The sequence below is a fragment of the Candidatus Pelagibacter communis genome (assembly GCF_001179845.1).
Lineage (GTDB): Bacteria > Pseudomonadota > Alphaproteobacteria > Pelagibacterales > Pelagibacteraceae > Pelagibacter > Pelagibacter ubique_Q.
The window spans coordinates 1-949 of the sequence record NZ_CVSB01000044.1; the positions used below are offsets into that span (position 1 = coordinate 1).

1 protein-coding gene is annotated in these 949 nt (G+C 21.1%); it reads right to left on the reverse strand.

What is annotated here, in order from left to right:
- Positions 1 to 95: 95 nt before the first annotated feature.
- The coding region (locus AMN81_RS04190) for an LptF/LptG family permease (protein WP_072090849.1) at positions 96 to 949 on the reverse strand (854 nt) is incomplete at its 5' end.

The window sequence follows — 949 nt, forward strand, 5'->3', positions numbered from 1 at the left end:
AAATTTTTATTGAATTGCTTGAATAATTAATTTCCTCACTATTTAATGGAATATTAAACAAAAAAATTATTATTATAGAAAGTAAAGTTTTGATTTTATTTTTCATTAATCCTCACCATACCAATTACAGTTAAGATAGAAACGATTACATGTGGCAACCAAACAGATAATGTAATTGGTAATCTATTATTTTCTCCTAATAAAGATGAAAAGTGATTTATATAAAAAATTAATACAGAGGCAAATATACCCATAATCAAATAAAAGAATTTAGGTTTGTTGATAGGCACATTGAGCATTAATACAGATGCAAAAATAGTTAATATTGTTAAATAAACAGGAAAGGAATAAATTTTTTGCAGATGTAAATTTATTTCTTTTACAGAATAGCCTACTGAATTATATTCATCTTTAAGATTTATTAATTCCCATATTGTTAAAGATGTTAAGTTTGAAAAAAGTGAATTAATTTTTTTTGAATTAAAATTAGATTGAAATATGAAATTATTTTTAATCATTCTAATATTATTTTCAATTATTGTAGCTTTTTCAATCACCCATTCATTTTTTTTAATATCTACAATTTCTCCATAAATATATTTTTTAGGCGAAAAGTCATTATCGAACTGGGTAATTACTACTTCTTTTAAGATATTTCCCTTAATTAAATTAGCATTAATTATAATCTTGTTACCTTCAATCTCATCTTTAATCCAAATACCATTGTCAGTAATAACCGCAAGATATTTATTATCACTTGCAAAATTATTTTTAATCTCAAGATAAAAATGTTTTAATTTTGCTGAAAAGTTATAAAAAAAAATAATTATAAATAGGCTGGCAATAAATGATATTAAAGAAATAATACCAATTAATCTTAAATTATCTATTCCAAAATTTTTTAAAATGATTAGTTCATTTTTATCAATTAAGTTAATAAATAAAAACT